This is a genomic window from Acinetobacter sp. Gutcm_16 (genome assembly GCF_028649355.1).
Taxonomy (GTDB): domain Bacteria; phylum Pseudomonadota; class Gammaproteobacteria; order Pseudomonadales; family Moraxellaceae; genus Acinetobacter; species Acinetobacter johnsonii.
In genome coordinates, this window is sequence record NZ_JAQSUV010000033.1 from 301,715 (window position 1) to 319,259 (window position 17,545).

16 protein-coding genes and 1 pseudogene are annotated in these 17,545 nt (G+C 41.1%); 8 read left to right on the plus strand and 9 right to left on the minus strand.

The features are described from left to right. Positions 1–105: 105 nt before the first annotated feature. Together PTT44_RS11980 and PTT44_RS11985 are read right to left on the minus strand one after the other, a co-directional pair. Positions 106–441 carry a gamma-glutamylcyclotransferase family protein gene (locus tag PTT44_RS11980; protein WP_168158465.1) on the minus strand — a complete coding sequence of 112 codons (336 nt, stop codon included), beginning with the start codon at positions 439–441 and terminating at the stop codon, positions 106–108. Positions 442–454: 13 nt separating this feature from the next. Next, positions 455–1,708, minus strand: a complete 1,254-nt coding sequence (locus PTT44_RS11985; protein WP_168158464.1) for an MFS transporter — start codon at positions 1,706–1,708, stop codon at positions 455–457. Positions 1,709–1,804: 96 nt separating this feature from the next. Between PTT44_RS11985 and PTT44_RS11990 the strand changes: the two genes are divergently transcribed. After that, positions 1,805–2,716 (plus strand): LysR family transcriptional regulator, encoded by a 912-nt coding sequence (locus tag PTT44_RS11990; RefSeq protein ID WP_168158463.1) that lies wholly within the window; start codon positions 1,805–1,807, stop codon positions 2,714–2,716. 159 nt (positions 2,717–2,875) lie between these two features. On the opposite strand, the gene rarD is transcribed toward PTT44_RS11990, so the two are convergent. After that, positions 2,876–3,781, minus strand: a complete 906-nt coding sequence (gene rarD, locus PTT44_RS11995) for an EamA family transporter RarD (protein ID WP_168158462.1) — start codon at positions 3,779–3,781, stop codon at positions 2,876–2,878. 108 nt (positions 3,782–3,889) lie between these two features. Here rarD and PTT44_RS12000 point away from each other — a divergent pair, with 108 nt between their 5' ends. The 6 genes from PTT44_RS12000 to PTT44_RS12025 all read left to right on the plus strand — a co-directional run bounded on the left by PTT44_RS12000 (position 3,890) and on the right by PTT44_RS12025 (position 9,257). Then, positions 3,890–4,351 (plus strand): Lrp/AsnC family transcriptional regulator, encoded by a 462-nt coding sequence (locus PTT44_RS12000; protein WP_058869055.1) that lies wholly within the window; start codon positions 3,890–3,892, stop codon positions 4,349–4,351. Between the two features lie 296 nt (positions 4,352–4,647). Next, positions 4,648–5,469, plus strand: coding sequence for a hypothetical protein (locus tag PTT44_RS12005; protein ID WP_168158461.1), 822 nt, complete (start codon positions 4,648–4,650; stop codon positions 5,467–5,469). A 69-nt stretch (positions 5,470–5,538) separates the two neighbouring features. Then, entirely contained in the window at positions 5,539–7,191 is a 1,653-nt protein-coding gene (locus PTT44_RS12010; RefSeq protein ID WP_168158460.1) for a nitrite/sulfite reductase, read from the plus strand. Position 7,192: 1 nt separating this feature from the next. After that, the gene (locus PTT44_RS12015; protein ID WP_168158459.1) at positions 7,193–7,609 is read left to right on the plus strand and encodes a CidA/LrgA family protein; all 417 of its coding nucleotides are present in this window, start codon (positions 7,193–7,195) and stop codon (positions 7,607–7,609) included. Continuing rightward, positions 7,602–8,312 (plus strand): LrgB family protein, encoded by a 711-nt coding sequence (locus PTT44_RS12020; protein WP_168158458.1) that lies wholly within the window; start codon positions 7,602–7,604, stop codon positions 8,310–8,312. Before PTT44_RS12015 ends, PTT44_RS12020 begins: the two co-directional genes overlap by 8 nt. An 18-nt stretch (positions 8,313–8,330) precedes the next feature. Then, on the plus strand, positions 8,331–9,257 hold the full coding sequence (locus tag PTT44_RS12025) for an HPP family protein (protein WP_168158457.1): 927 nt from the start codon (positions 8,331–8,333) through the stop codon (positions 9,255–9,257). A 132-nt stretch (positions 9,258–9,389) separates the two neighbouring features. Here PTT44_RS12025 and PTT44_RS12030 read toward each other — a convergent pair whose 3' ends face one another. The 6 genes and pseudogenes from PTT44_RS12030 to PTT44_RS12055 all read right to left on the minus strand — a co-directional run bounded on the left by PTT44_RS12030 (position 9,390) and on the right by PTT44_RS12055 (position 15,853). Further along, on the minus strand, positions 9,390–10,796 hold the full coding sequence (locus tag PTT44_RS12030; RefSeq protein WP_168158456.1) for an aminotransferase-like domain-containing protein: 1,407 nt from the start codon (positions 10,794–10,796) through the stop codon (positions 9,390–9,392). 79 nt (positions 10,797–10,875) lie between these two features. After that, positions 10,876–10,998, minus strand: coding sequence for a hypothetical protein (locus tag PTT44_RS12035; protein WP_004694789.1), 123 nt, complete (start codon positions 10,996–10,998; stop codon positions 10,876–10,878). A 14-nt stretch (positions 10,999–11,012) separates the two neighbouring features. Continuing rightward, positions 11,013–12,017: a cytochrome d ubiquinol oxidase subunit II gene (gene cydB, locus PTT44_RS12040; protein WP_004694788.1), complete on the minus strand. Its 1,005-nt coding sequence runs from the start codon at positions 12,015–12,017 to the stop codon at positions 11,013–11,015. Next, complete coding sequence (locus tag PTT44_RS12045) at positions 12,010–13,470, minus strand: cytochrome ubiquinol oxidase subunit I (protein WP_273795651.1); 1,461 nt, start codon at positions 13,468–13,470, stop codon at positions 12,010–12,012. Before PTT44_RS12045 ends, cydB begins: the two co-directional genes overlap by 8 nt. 549 nt (positions 13,471–14,019) lie before the next feature. Beyond that, a pseudogene (locus PTT44_RS12050) lies at positions 14,020–14,714 on the minus strand (alpha/beta hydrolase). Positions 14,715–15,025: 311 nt separating this feature from the next. Beyond that, positions 15,026–15,853, minus strand: a complete 828-nt coding sequence (locus PTT44_RS12055) for an OmpW/AlkL family protein (RefSeq protein ID WP_168158454.1) — start codon at positions 15,851–15,853, stop codon at positions 15,026–15,028. Positions 15,854–16,316: 463 nt separating this feature from the next. Between PTT44_RS12055 and PTT44_RS12060 the strand changes: the two genes are divergently transcribed. Then, on the plus strand, positions 16,317–17,543 hold the full coding sequence (locus PTT44_RS12060) for a heparin lyase I family protein (protein ID WP_168158453.1): 1,227 nt from the start codon (positions 16,317–16,319) through the stop codon (positions 17,541–17,543). The last annotated feature ends 2 nt before the right edge of the window (positions 17,544–17,545 follow it).

Here is a 17,545-nt window from a genome sequence, read left to right on the forward strand (position 1 = left end):
TTCAAAATTTGCAGTACTTGAATATTAGGAAATAACATTCAAATACCGCACAATTTTTCGATGTATGCACAACATTTATACGCTAACGATATGATGTCATGCTTTTTATGTATTTGGGTTTAACGCATAGAGATAGGCCTGTTGCGTCTGCCCATTCTCTAAAGTGACTTCAGTTAAAACACGCTGATATTCACTTCCTTCAAACTCATCCAAGCTGTTCCACAGCGTATCTAATTGCTCTGAACTAAACATATATCCATCAACAGTTGGTCCATCTGGGCTTAGCATTAGCCCAGGAAAGCCAAGTTCTGCTCCCCAACCCGCTTTCTTAAGCAAACCTTTCACAGAGCCTTTGCTCCATGTACCGCCAAGCGCTTCTAAAATATGAGCATTGGGTTTGTTTGGCCCTAAGGTGCCGTAGACAAATAAGTGTTGTTGCATGATGTAGATGTTCCTAATGGGTAACAGATGGAGAATGAAGTGGTTTTATTGAAAAAATGACAACGAGTGCAAGAAAAATCAGAAAAATATTTAATATAACGATGCCATTCCAGCCATGGCTTTGCCAGATATTTCCGCCATACGCACCCACAATGCTTGAACCTAAATAATAAAAAAGCAGATACAAGGAAGTAGCATGACCTTTATTGGATGTTGCGAGCTCTCCAACACGACTGCTGGCAATGGCATGGGCAATGAAAAAGCCAGTGGTCACACAGCCAATCCCGAGAATAATCAAGAACAACGAGGCAGAAAGAGTGAGTAGCACGCCTAAGAGCATGCACAAAAATCCCAAAACTATTACCTGCTTTTTGCCTATTCGGTCTGCAATATTGCCTGCAATCGAAGAGGAAATAATACCCAAACTATAAGATAAAAAAATGAGGCTAATCTGGGTTTGGCTTAAATGATACGGTGCTGCAAACAGTCTGAAGGTGACATAGTTAAACAGCGTGACAAATACACTGGTGAGTAAAAAGCCAATTCCATAGATTTTTAACAGCCGTGTATGACTTAAGTGTGCATACCATGCATGTATATGGAACTTAAAAGAGATGCCTTGCTGGGCAATGAAATTTCGTGAATTGGGTAAGAGTTTCAAAAAACCAAACGCACAGAACAGACAGATGCCGCCAAGAATGACCATGGAAATACGCCATGAGAAAAACTCGGTCAAAATACCCATGCCAACACGTCCCATCATGCCGCCAAATGCTGTACCTGCAATATACAGTCCCATGGTTTTACTTAGGTTTTTGGGACTAATTTCTTCTGCAATCCAAGCCATTGCAACAGCAGGAACTCCACCTAGGACAAAACCTTCTAAGCTTCTTGAAACCATGAGCACATGCCAACTCGGTGAAACTGCGCATACCACATTGAGTATAGAAGCCAAAAGCATAGAGAAAAACATGAGGCCTTTTCTGCCCAATGTTTGTGAAAAAGCACTGGATAGCACGATTGACATGGCTAAAAAGCCTGTGGTTAAGGACAGTGCTAGAGCACTTGCACTGGGTGCAATATGGAAGCTCTGACTTAAGTTCGGTAGTAAGGGTTGTACGCAATAGATCAGTGAAAAACTGGCAAAGCCCAACAAAAACAGCGCCATGCCCGCTCTTTTATATTCAACTGTACCTTGGCTGATGGTCTGTGGAATCGGCTGTTGAGGGCTAGACCAATCTGCTTCTAGTGAAGAGCTTAGTTTCATGACTTGGTTGATTTAAAATGGAGAGAAGCTTCATTTTAATAACTACATGAATATATGTATAATATATATAACTCAATAATGGTATAGCTTTAATATATGGAGTTGCGCAATATTCAATATTTTATTGCTATCGCGGAAGAGCAAAGTTTCTCTAAAGCAGCCTTGCGTCTTGGCATAAGTCAGCCGCCGTTGAGTATGCAAATTAAAAAATTGGAAAGAGAAATCGGTGTAGAACTTTTTTATCGCTACTCTCATGGTGTAGCTCTGACACCAGCAGGGGAAACTTTTCTTAAAATGGTTTTACCTGTTCAGAACCAACTGAAAAATGCGGTGAAATTGACCCAAAGTACGGCCAATGGCGAATTGGGAGAACTACGCCTCGGTTTTACAGGCACTTCAATTTTAAACTCTTTAATTCCGACAGCCATTCAAGCATTTCAACAGCAATATCCTCAAGTAAATTTGGTGTTAAAAGAAGCCAATTCTTTGATTTTGATTGAAAGTTTATTGAATAATGAATTAGACATTGCGATTGTGCGGCCACCTGCGCAGTATCCTAATGCCATTACGATTCGTAATTTGATCGATGAAAAATTGATTGCAGCCTTGCCGATTCAATATCCCGCAAAAGATGAGGTGATAGATTTGGCAGAGTTTAAGTATGAAAACTTTATTGTCTCACCACCAGAGGTGAGTGCGGGGCTGTATGCCGCGATTTTAAATAGCTGCCAACAGCATGGCTTCACGCCCAAAATTGGACAGCAAGCCCCTCAGATTGTTTCGATTCTATCGTTGGTTGCGGCGAATTTGGGCATTTCTTTGGTGCCTGAATCTACCCAACAGCTCAAAATTGAAGGGATTAAATATAAATACCTGAAGAATAAGACCGCGACGATTGGACTCGGTATTGCGTTCAAGGCGGATTTGCATAGCCAACCTGCAATCAACTTTTCCAGTTTATTGAATAGTATTGTGAGGCAGCATCATCATTTAAAAGGTTCGCTGTAATTCACTCTATGTCGTTTTAAATATGAAGTGTCAGCACGTCACTCGCGGAGTCAAATAGCCATTTAAATAGGATCAGAAAGTCAGTACTCGATTCAGCACCAAAGCATGCCTAGACGGCTAAATTTAAGCGATCTAGAGGAAAATATGCATAAAAAATGCCTATATCACTAATTTACGATTCTTTTTAAAGCTGCGTAATCCTTCAAGCATGAGGGTAAAAACTGCGAGCCAAATGGCGATATAGGTTGGCCATTCTGCTGAAGTAATGCTTTCCCCTAAGGCAATTGAAACGGCCACTAACAATATCGGTTCAACATAAACCAACAGTCCAAACAGGCTTAAGTTTAAATGCGGGGCAGACAAGGACTGAAATGCTAAGGCCAGCGCACTGATTAGTCCAAGTCCTGAAATGAGCCAAAGCATCTGTGAACTTTCAGATAGGCTTTCTGTGACGATATTACCTTGCATGATAAAGAAAATACAGACAGGGAGACTCAGCATCATGTCAAACCAAAGTCCACCTATATTATTCGTCTTCGTTTTTTGTCTGAGCCAAAAATAGATCGGATAACCTAAGCAAATCAGCAGAGTGGGCCAACTCAGTGTTTGAGAAATGGTCAAGAGATTCAAGATCCCGAGCACTGCAAAAATACAGGACAGTTGCTGAAAGCGTGACATTCGCTCTTTAAAGGCAATCCGACCGACAATCACCATGCTAATCGGCATCATAAAATAACCGAGTGAAACATCCAGTCCATAGCCATGACTGGGTGCCCACATAAACAGCCACAACTGAATCCCAATTAAAAACGAAGATAAAATTCGCGTTAAAAAGAAAAAGCGCTCTTGGTAGAAACGGCGATAAATAACAACCACCTGAGACCAATTGCCTTTGAGCCAAATAAAAAGTGTTAGACATGGAATAGTCAATACAATGCGCCAGCCGTAAATTTCTGTACCTGCCAGCGTGCCCAAAAGTGAGGTATAGGCAAACATTAAAGCAAATAATACCGAGGCCGTGATATTTAAGCTAATGCCAAGTGCTGTATTAGGATGCGTAGACATAGGCGGTTCTTAAGCTGTATCAATGTGTGATATTTTATTGCAATACTCTTGATAAAATGGCTTGTAATCATTAGCTTGAATGAGAAAATTTCTCGTAGGAGGCTGCTCATGCAATTGGATAAATTTGATTTCGCTTTATTGGAGCATTTGCAAAAAGATTGCTTAACGCCACTTCGAGAGTTGGCCGATTTAGTGCATTTATCAACGGCCTCGGTACAACGTCGCATTCAAAAATTAAGAGACAGTGGCTATATTATTGGCAATACCGCAGTGCTTGATCCAGACAAATTGGGACAAGTGATTACGATTTTTGTCGAGGTTCGCGTCAACCAAACCCATGTGACAGACCTTGAGGAGTTGAAAACGAGTTTTTCAATTCCAGAAATACAGCAGTGCTATTACGTAACAGGTGAGGCGGATTTTATGTTGGTACTCTTGGTGCCAAGTATGAGTCGGTTTCAAGCCTTATGTGATCAGCTTTTTCATCATAATGCCAATGTGCAATGGTTTAAAACCACTGTTGTGTTAGAGCGTATCAAAACAACTTTAGAGGTGTCTTGTCAGCCATAACTTTTATTCTCCTTTCTAGATTCTACCTTATATTCAATGGCTAAAGGGGCTGCTTGAAATAGGAAAAGAGAAAAGTCGTTTCTGAATTTTTAGGCACTCAAAATAACGCCATGATGGAATTGGGCTCCTATTTATATAACGAATTTATTTTTCTAATTTTGATGGCTTTGTACCCGTAAAACTTGAGAAGGAGGCACGCTGTTATAGTTTTTTCAAGCCTTACTGTAGCTACTCATTCACACCAAACTAGCTGAAAATTTGACTCAAGAAGGGATCATAATCTTGATGGTGGCGTAATGTTTATAACACAGCAACTGAATACAATTTCTGAATTGGTTGAGGGGCAGGGTCTTTCAGATCAACTGCAACATTTACTTGCGCAGCAGTATTTAAACTTAGAAGCGACTTTGCTGCGTGCTAAAGTTTTACGTGATTTTTCAAGTGCTAAAGTTCAGTATATTGTGCAGTCTGCCATTCAAGCAGAACATGCAGAGGTCGCATTTTTATTTGCGCCTTTTATCTTGGCAAATTTGAACCATCCTGTGATTTATAGCAGCCCTGCAACGCCAACCGTACTCAATATCCTCAATCGTTACTATCAAGCAGAGCAAAAACAAAACCTAAAAATAGATGATGTGCTTGAGGCACTCAATGTTTATTTAGATTTGAGTGATAGCGTATTTAATGATGTCGATTTTTTCTATTTTTCATTGATCAAAGCGCTATGTCGCACTGATGTCTCGCAGATTTTTTTGGTGACATCATTGGTGCTCAATACACAAAAACTCGCAGAGCTGGAACAGTTTTTTAAAGTCAAAATTAATTATATTTCTACCCATCCACAAGATGCCATCATCGACAGTAGTGAATGGAATATGCGGAAATTGTTCTTTAAAAACAAAGATCAGCAATATATCGATTTATGTGAAAAATTCGCCACATTGAATGCGCAGTTATTGTTGAGTTATGGCAGTTATAACCAGCAGCAAGCGATGCAGTTGGTTGAAGATATGTTCTATGCCGAGCATATTTATGAAAAGTTATCGGTCTATGCCGAGTATATGCAGACCTGTCTACAACATGGCGTGTCCCGAAAGCAGGCGACGTTTTTTGCCTAACTTGCATTTTTGATGCGCCATTCAAAACAGCTTTTCTTTCATATTGATGCATATACCTAGGTCTTCCCCATGTTTTTATATACAGACTTTGATCAAAATTTATTAAATGAACGAGTCGCACAGTTTCGCGACCAAACCCAGCGTTATTTAGAGGGGAAACTGACTGAAGAAGAATATCGTCCCTTACGCTTACAAAATGGTTTGTATGTTCAACGCTATGCACCCATGCTACGTTTGGCAGTGCCTTATGGCTTAATGAACTCAGCACAACTGCGTAAGGTGGCTGAGGTTGCACAGAAGTATGACCGTGGTTATGCGCACATTTCTACGCGCCAAAATATTCAACTGAATTGGCCGCAGCTTGAAGATGTCCCCGATATTTTGCAGGAACTCGCTACAGTACACATGCATTCTATTCAGACCAGTGGCAACTGTATTCGAAACACCACCACAGACCAATATGCAGGTGTAGTTGAAGGGGAGCTTACAGACCCACGTCCGACCTGTGAACTAATTCGCCAGTGGAGTACCTTCCATCCAGAGTTTTCATTCTTACCACGTAAATTTAAAATAGCAGTCTGTGCACACCCTGAACAAGACCGCGCTGCTACGACCTTTCATGATGTTGGGGTTTATCTGATGGAAAATGACACTGGAGAGTTGGGTTATCAAATAAAAGTCGGTGGTGGGCTTGGACGAACCCCTTTAGCGGGACATGTGATTAAGCCATTTTTAGCCCGTGAAGATTTAATTGCCTATTTAGATGCCATCATGCGCGTATATAACTTGCATGGTCGCCGTGATAATAAATACAAAGCGCGTATTAAAATTTTAGTGAAAGCCCTCACTCCAGCGGGCTTCGCGGAAAAAGTTGAAGCTGAGTTTGCACATACTCAAACACTGCTCAAAGTTCAGCCTAGTGTTTTAGCGCAAATGGATGCAGTATTTCGACCGTTTGCCTATGAACCTTTAGATGCGGAAAATTTTGAGGCGTTGTTCCAACAGTATCCGAAGTTTAAACACTGGTTCAATATCAATACCCATGCACATAAAGTCGCGGGCTACCGCATAGTCACAATCAGCTTAAAACGGGCGGGTGTAGCACCGGGGGATATGACTTCCGATGAAATGCGTTTAATTGCAGATTTGGCTGACCAATATACTTTCGGTGAGCTGCGAACCACGCATGAGCAAAATATTGCCTTAACCGATGTACGCCAAAAGGATCTGTTTGAACTGTGGCAAGTCTTAGATCGTGGCAATTTGGCTCGTGCGCATATTGGCTTTCTGACTGACATGATTTGCTGTCCGGGCGGCGATTTTTGCTCCTTGGCAAATGCCAAATCCATTCCGGTGTATGAAGCAATTGCTCGCCGTTTTGATGATTTGGATGCTTTATATCATTTAGGCAAGGTTGATTTGAACATTTCAGGCTGTATGAATGCGTGTGGACACCACCATGTCGGCAATATTGGCATCTTAGGTGTCGATAAAAAAGGCGCTGAATATTACCAAATTAGCTTAGGCGGTAACTCAGATCATGATGCGTCCATCGGTGATATTTTAGGGCCATCATTTCCTGCAGAAGATATTCCCGATGTGCTTGAAGAAATTCTGAATACTTATCTGGATTTGCGTTTGGAGCATGAATCTTTTTTAGAAACCTACAAACGTGTCTCGATCCAGCCGTTTAAAGATCGGGCTTATGCGGACATAAATTGAGATGTTGGACGACCGAACTCGGCTGAAGAAGTTAAAAACTGCGAGCTGCCAAATCATCATTATTTTGGCTGTTTGGAGCTGTGCTTATGTCTTGCAAAAGCTGTTGAATTTACCTGTGGCATCAGGGGTACTTGGTTTTTTTCTGCTGTTGTTCTTACTTGAAATGAAATGGTTGAAATTAGCCCACGTTGAACGCGGTGCCGATCTGTTACTGGCGGAATTACTGCTGTTTTTCATTCCGCCAGTGGTTGGCGTGATTCAATATCAAGATTTATTGATTGCCAGTGGTTGGAAAATTCTGCTGGTGATTTTAATCAGCACCGCTTTGGTGATGATGGTTTCTGTATATAGCGTGCGGTTGATGTTAAAGCAGCCAGTGCTAAATCAAGAATCAAAACAGGAAGATCAGTATGACTGAATTCTGGGGGCTTTTTTACTTGGTTTGGACCGTGCTGTGCTATTTCATGGCAAAGCAGCTCTTTGTTCGAACACAAAAAATCTATTTATCCCCCATTATTGTTGTTCCTAGCTTGAGCATCGTACTGATCTTTCTTTTACAGCATCAGTTCCAAGACTATTACTTTTATACCCAATATTTGGTGGCCATGCTCGGCCCAATTACGGTGGCTTTTGCGATTCCTGTATTTCGTTATCGCCGCATGATTCAGCAACATTTTAAAGTGTTGCTCTTCAGTTCTAGTCTCGCCATGTTGGTGGGTATTTTCAGCAGTTGGTTTTTGGCGAGCCTATTGGACTTTGATGACATCGTTAAAAATAGCCTGTTGGCGCGTTCCATTTCGATTCCTTTTGCTTTGGTGCTCACCGAAAAACTCGGGGGCTCCATCAGCCTGATTCCGCTCTTTACCGTAATTACAGGTTTAGTCGGTATGTTGTTGGGAGACCTTCTCTTGCTTTGGATCAAATATAAAAATCACCTTGCTTCGGGCGCAGCACTGGGTAATGCCGCACATGCTATGGGTATAGCTCGGGCAAGACAGCGGCATGAATTGGAAGGCGTCATTGCTAGTCTCTCGATGATTATTTCAGGAATCATTATGGTGCTATTTGCCCCATCGCTGATAGCAGTGACGAAGTATTTACTTGGCTTTATATCTTTTTAAATCAATAAGGAATCGAATATGAATCCTATGTCACATGCAAAGACAATCTTAAGTCCCAAAAGCTATCTCGCGGCCTTTGTCTTTATAGTACTCATGGTGGCGGCTGCCTATGGACTGAATGATCGTGAAATTATTCTGCCTGAAATGGCGGCGATGGCCGTTGGACTGTGGGTCTATCGAGATAAACAGTGGCTCAATCAGCCAGATAAAATTTTTATATTACCCAGTTTGACTGCTGTTATAGGCTTCTGTATTAATTTGATGCCGATTTCATATCTGTTCAAACTGGTTTTAGTTCTCTGTGCCATGTTGCTCGTGATGCGGATGTTTAACTATATATTACCGCCCGCACTGGCCACGGGTTTCTTGCCGATTGTGACCCAAGCCTATGAAATATCGTTTTTGATTTCGATTTTTGCCACCAGTTTTATCCTAATGTTGGGTGTTGTGCTCTTTAAACTGAACCAAGGCGTGGAGAGAAAAGGCAATTTTGATCGACGAAAAATAGGTGTATATGCCAGTATTACTTTAATCGGTTTTGCACTCGCTGCTATTTTCAAGATTGAAGCGATGGCACTGATTCCACCGATTACAGTGGTGGTCTATGAATCATTAAATATGATGATGTATCCGTTGAAAATGTATCTTAAGCAGGTTGCTGTGTTGACATTATCGATTTCAATGGCCGTGCTTATGCAGTTGTGGATTCAAGACTGGATCTTGCTCACCCTTATATATATGCCCTTGATGTTTCTTTTGCTCAAGCTCTTTGATATGCGCATTCCTGCAGTATATGCCTTTCCATTTTTGGTTTTTGTCTTTCCACAAGACAGTGTGATGCATTTACCTATGGCATCTGGCTTAATGGCTGGTTTTTCACTTGGTTGTGTCTATGTCTATCGTACCTATTTTCAAAATATGAGTGCTGAGAAATCCTATACCTAGCTTGAGAGGAATGACATGATCAGATCTGATCATGTCATTTATCTCTGGGATGGTGATATTTACCGTATGAGTAGTGAGTCTCTTCAAATCAAAAGATGGTTTAAATCAGTCTGGATTTAAACCATTCAACTTTTATTCAAAGGCTTCTGGGTAAATACATTGGATCAAGGCATCTAAGGCATTTTGAATACGCTCATTGATTTCAAATGAACAATTGATTCGAATATGATGTGGGATATTATCCGTTTGATAAAATAATGAACCGGGCGCAATGCTGATATTTTTCTCTAAGAGCTGCTCATAAATCAAATTGCCATTGATCTGCTCGGGCAAGGTAATCCAAAGAAAATAGCCCGATGGATAATAATGAATTTGATAATCTTCAGACAAATGTTCAGATAAATAAGTGTAATACTGATTTTTGAGACGTTTTAAGGTGTTACGCAAAGTTTTTAAGTGCTTTTCATAGTGTCGATGCGATAAATAATCGACCAAGGCATTTTGAATAAACGAGTTGACGGAAAGCGTGCTCATCAGCTGTAAATGCTGAATATGCTCCGAAAATTTACCCGCATATACCCAACCAATCCGAAAACCCGCACCTAAAGTTTTTGAAAAAGAAGAGCAGTGTAAAACCAAATTTTTCTGATCAAAGTATTTCATCGACAGCGGCTTTTTATGATCAAAATAAAGCTCTTCATAGACATCGTCTTCAATTAAATAAATATCGCGCTCATGCAATAGCTTTGCCAGTTGGTATTTGATGTCGTCACTGACCGTAAAACCAATAGGGTTGTGACTGTTGAGCATCAGCAAACAGACTTTAATTGGGTAACGTTCAATCGCATCTTTAAAAGCCTCAAGGTCAATACCGTGTTCTTCATGTTCAGGAATACTAATGACTTTCAGTCCCAAATGTTCAGCCGCTTGCCATGCACCATAAAATATTGTTTTTTGAAGTAAAATATAGTCACCCGGTTGGGTCATGGCTTGTAAGGAGAGGTTTAAAGCATCTAATCCGCCCGAGGTAATTACGATATCGGACGGGTCTGTTGGAATCCCTTGCATACAGTAGCGCTGCGCAATCAGTTTCCGCAGCTCAAAGTTCCCGGGAGGTAAACTTGGCATCTGTTCATAACTAAGACGGTGTTTGGCACGTTGTCCTAACGTTTGCATCAGCTTGGCAGAGTAGAGCAGTTGGCTGTTGGGAAAGGCAATACCAAAGGGAACCATTTGTTCAGATTGGATCGATTTTAAATATCTGAAAATTTTAGAGTTGATTTCAATTTTTTCGTTGAGGATGACACTATTGGAGTTGTTTTCTGAGCGTGCATCGCCTGTCACAAAGTAACCGAGTTTTTCTTGTGAATAAATCAGCCCTTGCGCTTCGAGCTCCTGATAGGCATTCATCACTGTCATTAGGCTAAAACCCGATGTTTCAGCCTGTTGACGGAGTGAAGGTAGTTTATCGTTGGCTTTCCAAAAACCACTTTCGATCAAATGTTTCAGGCTGAGCGCAAGTTTTTCTGATTTATACATATGGGTTCGCTGCAATTAAAAGGCACAGGACATGTATTGAAAGTCCCGTGCCTAATTCATAAAAAATGCTTGGCTGGCTTTAGTAAGCAAAACTCAGCAACAGCTTAAAGAAACCCGCAATCAGTGCGAGAGAAATAAAGCCAAAGCACCACAATAAAATAAACCATAATCGTGGGCTGAGTCGATCAACAAATTTTTTCATGTCTATCTCCTCAATTAATGATAACCCTGATCCCCTATACGTACTTTGTCACGGAACACCCAATAGGACAAGAAGGTATAGGCAATGATGATTGGGATTAAAATTGCAGCTCCTACTAAGGTGAACTTCAAACTTGACTCAGGTGCAGCAGCCTGCCAAATAGTGACCGATGGCGGAATAATATTGGGCCATAAGCTGATGACGAAGCCAGTAAAAGCCAAAAAGACTAAGGCCAAAGTATAGATAAATGGTTTTAGTTCATGCTGCTTTTTACACGCCGATAGAATCAAACCAACAAACAGTAAGACTAAAATTGGCACTGGGCTAAAATAGTATAGATTCGGCAGAGAGAACCAACGCTGTGCAATTTCAGGATGGGTCAGTGGGGTATATAAACTCACGGCACCGAAGATAATGAGCAAAGCAATAATCAGTCTAGGCATGAGATGATACATCCGTTGTTGTATCTCTTTTTCGGTTTTCCAAATGAGCCAACCACAGCCTAAAGTGGCATACATCACCACGACCCCTAGACCAGTAAAACATGTAAATGGCGTGAACCAGTCCCATCCACCACCACTGTAAATACCATTGGTGGTCTGAATACCTTGGATATAAGCCCCTAAAATCACGCCTTGGAAAAAGCTCGATAAGATAGAGCCCCAGATAAATGCGAGATCCCAGAGGTATTTGGTGCGCGTGGCTTTAAAGCGGAACTCGAAGGCCACACCGCGGAAAATTAAGGCAACCACCATAAAGATAATGGGTAAATATAGTGCCGATAAAACGGTTGAATAGACCAAAGGAAATGCAGCGAATAAGCCAGCACCACCTAGGACCATCCATGTTTCATTACCGTCCCAAACGGGCGCGACGGTATTCATCATCACATCACGTTCTTGCGTTCCGTTCATAAAGGGAAACAGAATGCCAATGCCTAAGTCGAAACCATCCATAACCACATAGATGAGTACCCCGAGCCCGATAATACCGACCCAAACCAAAGCGAGATCAATCATGTGGTTTCTCCTTACTATTTTGAGCAGAAGGATCAGTGGTCTCGATAGACTCTTCAACAGCACTGAGTGGACGTAAAGGGGTTTTAAAATGCCCCGGGCCAGTATCGTGCACGGCATCTAAACGCGTAGAAAAAGCAGGGCCTAATTTGATCAAGCGCAGCATGTAGTAAATACCCGCGCCAAAGACGACGGTATAGACCAAAACAAAAATAATCAGGCTCAAGCCGACTTGATCTGCGGTGACTGTATGCGATAAACCGTCTTTAGTTCGAATCACGCCATACACGACCCAAGGCTGACGACCAACTTCTGTAGTGACCCAACCTGCTAGGAGCGCGATATAACCTGTAGGCCCCATGATGAGGGCAAATTTATGAAACCAACTGCTTTCATATAGAGAGCCTTTTTTACGTAGCCACAGCGCTGTTAACGAGAGTAAAACCATCAACATGCCCAAGCCGACCATCACCCGGAAACTCCAGAATACAATCAGTGCATTCGGACGGTCTTCAGCTGCGAAGTCCTTTAAACCCGTGACCTGACCCTCTAGGGAATGCGTCAGAATCAAACTGCCCAGATTGGGAATACCAATCTCAAGATCGTTCGATTCTGTTTCCATATTCGGTAAAGCGAACAATAATAAAGGCATGCCATGATCACGATTGGTTTCCCAATGGCCTTCAATGGCTGCCAATTTTGCAGGTTGATGTTTTAAGGTATTTAAACCGTGGTTGTCCCCAATCACAACTTGTAGGCAAGACGTGACCAGTACCATCCATAAGCCCATGGAAAAAGATTTTTTCACTAACTCATCACGACGACCTTTCAGCAAATGCCATGCTGCAGTGCCAACTACTAAAAGTGATGAGACAAGGAAGGCCGCTGCTGCCATATGGGCAAATCGGTAGGGGAAGGATGGGTTAAACACAATTGCCCACCAATCTGTGGGAACAATAATGCCATCTTCGATGGCAAAGCCTTGAGGTGTCTGCATCCAACTGTTGGAAGATAGAATCCAGAACATGGAAATACAGGTACCGATGGCGACCATTAAGGTGGCAAAAAAGTGGGCTTTGGGGCTGACCCGTCCCCAACCAAATAGCATAATGCCCAAGAAACCCGCCTCTAAAAAGAAGGCGCTCATGACTTCATACGTGAGTAGTGGTCCAGTGACACTGCCTGCGATGCGTGAAAATTCACTCCAATTGGTCCCGAACTGGTAGGCCATGACAATGCCCGAAACAACTCCCATAGCAAATGCCACGGCAAAAATCTTAATCCAGTACTTAAATAAGTCTTTATAAATTGGATTTTGGGTGCGCAGCCACTTCCACTCCAGCATGGCAAGAAAGCAGGCTAAACCAATAGAGGTTGCAGGAAAAATAATATGAAAAGAAACAGTAAAGGCAAATTGAATTCTTGCCAACTCAAGTGCGGTTAATCCGAGGCTCATTGCATCCTCCATGGCTGGCAGGAATATCGATGGTTCGATACCCAATTGCTGTCTAAATCGGAATGATAAAAAAGCATAGATCGTTTCATTAAAAACTACCTACTTAAAATACTGATGATGATCTTGCATCAGGATGTCTAGAAGATGTAGGTACAAGAATTGGAGAGAAAAAATATAACAAAATAGAAAATTGCACTTAGTCTGTTATATTTTTTGAACTGTTTTATGATCTATTCATTTTTATTGCTTAATTAAAATATACAGAAAGTTTTGATGCTGAGTTAGTTAAAAAATGTTATTCAAAACTCGCATAACACATTGTTTGAAATAGCGTAGTTTGAATAAAACTTTTAACGAGGGGGCTTCATTATGAATGATAAGGTCAGTAGTAAAAGCTGAAGTCTAGCTGACAGCAATTGAACCGAGTATGTGCGAATATTTACACCTACAGGATAATGATATTGCGCTATCTATTGTGATTCGAAAGTCGTTTGATACTTAAAATAGCTCTAAAAAAGGGAGTCTGTAGACTCCCTTAAATATAATAGTTTAACGCGCAAGGAAAGTTGCGGCTTCATCAATTAAATCAGCAACGGCTTTGGGTTGAGATGCGAGTGAAGCATGACTGGCATTTAAAGAAATGACTTTTTGAGCATTTAAGCGTGAAGACATCATGGCTTGGTTTTCAGGGTGAATCATGCGGTCTTCAGTTGAAATTTGGTACCAAGATGGTTTGTTTTTCCATGCTGGGTTTGAAATGGTATCGCCAAAAGTACTCGCAACTGGAGCTTTCTGGGTGATGCCCATGACCAGTCCTTCATCATTCGTTAAGTCCTGACAGAAGCTTTCATGGTATTTATCAGCTTTGACCCAAAGGTATCCGTCACTGTCGGGTTCTAAGTTGGGTGCACCAACGGGTAAATGTTGCTGCGTAATGCCACCTGGACTTTCACCAGCATCGGGTGCAAAAGCTGCAATATAGACTAGACCAACAACATTGGGCTGATTACCGACTTCGGTAATGACCGCCCCCCATAGGAGTGGCCAACTAAAAGTACATCTCCTTGTACTTGTGTGATCATTTTACGGGTTCGTTCGACATCATCAGCCAAAGAGGTGAGAGGCAGTTCAACGGCACGGAGGGCTTCGTAACCTCGGTGAGATAGGTCAGTAATGACTTTAGACCAATGGGCAGCGCCGCCCCAAAATCCATGTACTAAAATAATTGTTGGCTTTTTATTCATCTTCTCATCCCTAGAGTAAAAATATCATCTTATAGTTAAAAAAGTGGTCATGCTAGGTTGGGCTAATGATTATCAATGCAAGTTAATTTAACTAATTGTAAGTTAAAAAAATATAGATAAAAGACTGAAAAAAATGCCAATTACATTAAAAAGTGGGCATTTTGTGTGATTAGTATTTTGTTTTTCTATTGGTTTTATTGATGAAGTGAAGTTTTGGATGAATGCATTTTTATCGGTGAATTAGGTGTTTTAAAAGGTTACCCTGTCGTCAGAATAACCTCAATAAATATCAACTAATAGATACTCAAATCTTAGAAGCGGTAACCAATCCCTAAATAAGTCACAATAGGATTAATTTCAATTTTACTTTCACCTTTGAGAATGCTATCACGCGGACTGTTCGGATTAAATAATTCAGTATTACCGATGACGTTTAACTCAGCTTTAGTGGAAAGATGGGCATAACTTACAGAAGCAGTCGCAAACCAGTCTTGATTAATATTGTAATCTAAACCTGCAATCACCACAGGTGCAAAAGCATCGTCAACCTTAATTTTTCCAAGCTCAGGTTTTAGTAACGCTAAGAGTGGATCGCTATTCAATTCAGTATTTACATTTGGATCTGCTTTAACATCACTAAAATGTGCATACATGACACCAGCACCGACATAAGGGCGGAGTTTATTGTTGATTGCCCCAAAATGATATTTTGCTAAAAAGGTCGGCGTATAGGCGTCTGTGGTCGCAATTTTATCAAACTTATCTAAATTAGCTGCGGTACGTTCTGTACCTAAAATAGGGATCGTAATACGCCCTTTTCCAGAAAGTTCCATTTCTGGCGGTGCACCTAGAACCAACTCTAGAGAAACATTGTCATTCACAAAATAATCGAGGATTAAACCTGCGGTGTCAGCATCTTGTACTTCAAAACCAGCTTGAGGGGATGACGCAGGTGTATTGGGAATTAACGGTGTTTTCTCTGTCGTACTGCCATATACACCCTGTTTTTCACTTTGAGGCATTACATGTAACCAGCCTGCTGAAACGCCCCATGTTTTCCCGTCAGAGGTGGCAGCTTGCGCAGTTGGAATCGCACAAATTAAGGCAATTGGTAAAGCAGTTTTTAAAGTTAACTTCATGATAATACATTCCTTTCTTAATTTTTTTTATCAATTCCCTAAAATCCTATAGGAAATCTGTTTTAGATATTATTTACTGTTTGGTATAAAATACACACCAAGATACAAAAAAATAACATATTGATTTTAAAACAGTGTTTTTGGTTTTACTTACTTCCATTTTAGATTTGGTAAAATATTAATCCCTGATAATCATTTTTTGAGGTATTCAGCCATAAAAAAAGCAGAGTTGCATTTTCATAATGTTATAAGATGAGCAGGCTGCGCTGAACGGTTGATTTTGGGGAAAATTGATCATTTATCAATAATTAAAGCAGCACGTTTCATTGTTTCAAATGAAGCTCGTTTTTAGGTTTTTAAAAATTGAATTTGGCCATGTTCCATTGCTCCCTATTCTCAACGAGAAATGGGTGAGGCAAGGTACATGGCAGATTTTGGGTGGGTATAAATAGAGTGCATTTGCATGAAAAAAATTAGATGTTTTTTAGTTTTCGCTACAGTTTTGGGGATGAGTGCTTGCGGGGGCGGTGAGGATGAGCAGTCAACAACAGCAACGGTAAAAGATGTTCAAAATGAAATGCCTGTAGCCGTAATTCAGTCAACGCAAGACAGTGCTATGGTCGGGGATAGTATACTTTTAGATGGTTCTGAAAGTACTGATGATGGCACGACCACATTGAGCTATCGCTGGTCGGTTGTTAAAAAGCCTGAAAATAGCTTTCCCAGTCTGGGTGCCAGTACAGATAAAACATTTCATTTTATTCCAGACCGTACAGGAGATTATGAACTGAGTTTAGTGGTGAATGATGGTCAACAAGACAGTCAAACCACTACGGTCAAACTACAAGTCTTCGCAAGAAATACAGAACAAGTTATCAATCCATCAGATGTGATACCAGACTCTGAAAATGATGATGAATTGGTCGATAATACAGAAGAAAAGGGTAAGGTTATTTTTCGTGATGGCTTTGAAACAGGGACGATTCGTGTCGATAAATACAGCAATGATCTGTCGACGTGGAATGCAATGGCTCTCCACTTTGAAAATCGTAGTTCAGCAACGATAGTTAAAGATCCAGCTGGTACAGGGCAGAATGTTGCCAAATTTGTCGTGCCTGATGATGGTCAATGTTATCGCGCGGAAATACAACGAAAGCAATTTAGTTGGGGGCATTATAACTATTCTTTTTCTCATTATATTCCCTCAACATGGCCAGCATTTCAGTATGGAACAATATTGGCGCAGTGGCATGGTTTTAACCTAAATGGAAAGGATTTGAATCCTCCAATAGCCTTGGTGCTTTCAGGTCTAAAACCTGAATGGCAGTTACATTTATATGAGTTGAAGCCAATGACCTCACCATTGGCGGTTCCAGAAACGCTTTTGAAGCGTTATGTCTTAGATGTGCCTGTGGCTTATAACCAGTGGAATGATTGGAATTTTGATATCCAATGGTCAGAACTTGATACAAACAATCAACTGATTCCCGGGAAAGTGGTGGTGAAACATAATGGGAAAGAAGTAGCCAACATCAGCGGGGTCAATAATTACCATCAAAAGTGGTCGCCTTATTTCCAAATGGGCATTTACCGTTCAAGTTGGCGTGAAGGGGCACTGAAGAACCGTGTAATCGTGGGGCAGCCTGTCGAGGCTTACCATAAAAACGTGGTGATTAAAGATCTTAATTAAGA